Annotated in this window: 1 tRNA gene and 2 rRNA genes; all 3 read right to left on the bottom strand. The window is 54.5% G+C overall.

The features are described 5' to 3' along the window. Positions 1–2: 2 nt before the first annotated feature. A tRNA-Met gene (locus tag OXR60_RS19695) sits at positions 3–79 on the bottom strand. Positions 80–164: 85 nt separating this feature from the next. Continuing rightward, a 5S ribosomal RNA gene (gene rrf / locus OXR60_RS19690) occupies positions 165–279 on the bottom strand. A 164-nt stretch (positions 280–443) separates the two neighbouring features. After that, a 23S ribosomal RNA gene (locus OXR60_RS19685) occupies positions 444–3,240 on the bottom strand. Between the last annotated feature and the right edge of the window lie 114 nt (positions 3,241–3,354).

Raw genomic sequence — 3,354 nt, 5'->3', positions numbered from 1 at the left:
GGTGGTTGCGGGGACAGGATTTGAACCTGTGACCTTCAGGTTATGAGCCTGACGAGCTACCGGGCTGCTCCACCCCGCGCCGGTTCCGGTGAGGGAACGAGGGTTGAGCATTGTGAATGGGTTCTTATCATCAGTCACGTTTCGTGCGGCGCACCGGCTTCAATGCCTGGCGACGACCTACTCTTCCATCGCTTGAGCGATAGTACCATTGGCGCAATCGGGTTTCACGGCCGAGTTCGGGATGGGATCGGGTGGGGCACCGACGCTATAGCCACCAAGCAATGGAGCCGGTGCGCTGCGGAAACGTGTGTGATGGTTCAAATCGATGTCGTGCACTTAATTGAAGAGTGTTCATTCATTCTGGCGTCGAGCTTTATCATCCACACGTCCATGGTCTGACGCATGCTGGGTAGACCCAGCTTTGTCATTGATGGTGTGAGACTCTCAAGCGCGAATAGGACAATTAGTATCGGTTAGCTCCATGGATTACTCCACTTCCACATCCGATCTATCAAGGTCGTGGTCTCCGACCGTCCTGTGAAATCTTATCTCGAGGGAGGCTTCCCGCTTAGATGCTTTCAGCGGTTATCCCGTCCGTACATAGCTACCCTGCTGCGCCGTTGGCACGACGACAGGTACACCAGAGGTACGTTCAACCCGGTCCTCTCGTACTAGGGTCAACTCCTCTCAAATTTCGACGCCCACGGCAGATAGGGACCAAACTGTCTCGCGACGTTCTGAACCCAGCTCACGTACCACTTTAATTGGCGAACAGCCAAACCCTTGGGACCTGCTCCAGCCCCAGGATGTGATGAGCCGACATCGAGGTGCCAAACAACCCCGTCGATATGAGCTCTTGGGGGTTATCAGCCTGTTATCCCCGGCGTACCTTTTATCCGTTGAGCGATGGCCCTTCCACGAGGGACCACCGGATCACTATGACCGACTTTCGTCTCTGCTCGACTTGTCAGTCTCGCAGTCAGGCGGGCTTATGCCATTGCACTCTAACAGCCGGTTTCCAACCGGCCTGAGCCCACCATCGCGCGCCTCCGTTACTCTTTAGGAGGCGACCGCCCCAGTCAAACTACCCGCCACAGAGGGTCCCTGTTCCGGCTTACGGAACGAGGTTAGACATCAGAAAACAACAGGGTGGTATTTCACCTATGGCTCCACGTCAGCTGGCGCCAACGCTTCAAAGCCTCCCACCTATGCTACACAGTTCTTTCCTAATGCCACTCTGAAGCTGCAGTAAAGGTGCACGGGGTCTTTCCGTCTAACCGCGGGTACTCCGCATCTTCACGGAGAATTCAATTTCGCTGAGCATGTCCTGGAGACAGTGGGGAAGTCGTTACGCCATTCGTGCAGGTCGGAACTTACCCGACAAGGAATTTCGCTACCTTAGGACCGTTATAGTTACGGCCGCCGTTTACCTGGGCTTCATTTCAGAGCTTGCACCCCTCCACTTAACCTTCAGGCACCGGGCAGGCGTCAGGCCCTATACGTCGTCTTGAAGCCGACTTAGCAGAGCCCTGTGTTTTTGCTAAACAGTCGCTACCCCCTGGCCTGTGCCCCCTCAATATGCTTGCGCACGATGAGGGCCTCCTTCTTCCGAAGGTACGGAGGCAATTTGCCGAGTTCCTTCAGGACACTTCTCTCAAGCGCCTTGGTATACTCTACCTGACCACCTGTGTCGGTTTCGGGTACGGTCTATACGGTGGGGCTATTTCCTGGAACCACTTCGAAGCCCAGCCAATCCGATAAGGCTGAACAACACACGTGATCCGTCACACACCACCAGGCCCACGAATATTAACGTGGTTCCCATCGACTACCCCCTTCGGGCTCGTCTTAGGGGCCGGCTCACCCTGCGCGGATTAGCCTTGCGCAGGAACCCTTGGTCTTTCGGCGAGAGGGCATCTCACCCTCTTTATCGCTACTCATGTCTGCATTCGCACTTCCGATACCTCCACGACCCATTACCAGATCGCTTCACAGGCGTACGGAACGCTCCGCTACCGCGTACGCTTAAAAGCGCACACCCTAAGCTTCGGTGCGTGTCTTGAGCCCCGTTACATCTTCGCCGCAGAAACCCTTGTTTAGACCAGTGAGCTGTTACGCTTTCTTTAAAGGATGGCTGCTTCTAAGCCAACCTCCTGGTTGTTTTGGGATTTCCACATGCTTTCCCACTTAGACACGACTTGGGGACCTTAGCTGTAGGTCAGGGCTGTTTCCCTTTTGACGACGGACCTTAGCACCCGCCGTCTGTCTCCCGGATATCACTCCTAGGTATTCGGAGTTTGGTTAGTGTTGGTAGATCTCGCGACCCCCGCAACCATCCAGTGCTCTACCCCCTAGGGTGTCCATCCGAGGCACTACCTCAATAGTTTTCGCGGAGAACCAGCTATTTCCCGGCTTGATTGGCCTTTCACCCCTAAACACAACTCATCCGGTAACTTTTCAACGTTAATCGGTTCGGACCTCCAGTGCGTGTTACCGCACCTTCATCCTGGTCATGCCTAGATCGCCGGGTTTCGGGTCTAATACTTCAAACTATGTCGCCCTATTCAGACTCGCTTTCGCTGCGCCTACACCTAACGGCTTAAGCTTGCTTGAAACATTAAGTCACAGACCCATTATGCAAGAGGTACGCTGTCAGGGCTTAAAACCCCTCCAACTGCTTGTAGGCAATCCGTTTCAGGTACTGTTTCACTCCCCTCATCGGGGTGCTTTTCACCTTTCCCTCACGGTACTAGTTCGCTATCGGTCACATACGAGTATTTAGGCTTAGAGGGTGGTCCCCCTATGTTCAGACAGGATTACACGTGTCCCGCCCTACTCGAGTCCTGAATTCTCACTTTCGCATACGGGGCTGTCACCCGCTATGGCGCTACTTTCCAGAAGCTTCTGCTAGTTGAAATTCAGGCACTGGCCTGGTCCGCGTTCGCTCGCCACTACTAACGGAATCTCGGTTGATGTCTTTTCCTCCAGCTACTGAGATGTTTCAGTTCACCGGGTTCGCTTCACGAAGCCTATTTTATTCAGCTAAGTGATACCTGTTCCCGCCTAACTCCGCCCGCGAGTTGCCTCACGGTCGAAGTTAAACGGATAGGTGGGTTTCCCCATTCGGAAATCTGCGGGTCAAAGGTTGCTCACACCTCACCGCAGCTTATCGCAGCGTGCCACGTCCTTCATCGCCTGTATGTGCCAAGGCATCCACGAATTGCCCTTACCTCACGCTTGAGAGTCCACACCACCAATGACAACGCTGGATCAGCCCGGAGGCCGACACGAAACTCGGCAAGAGCAGCGAAGCATGGTTTTGATCTGGCCGAACGTCGACACGCATGAAGCGTG

This window comes from Sphingomonas sp. GC_Shp_5, from assembly GCF_026540855.1.
GTDB lineage: Bacteria > Pseudomonadota > Alphaproteobacteria > Sphingomonadales > Sphingomonadaceae > Sphingomonas.
Note: the sequence above shows the minus strand (reverse complement) of the source record. Positions and strands in the feature narration are given on the sequence as shown.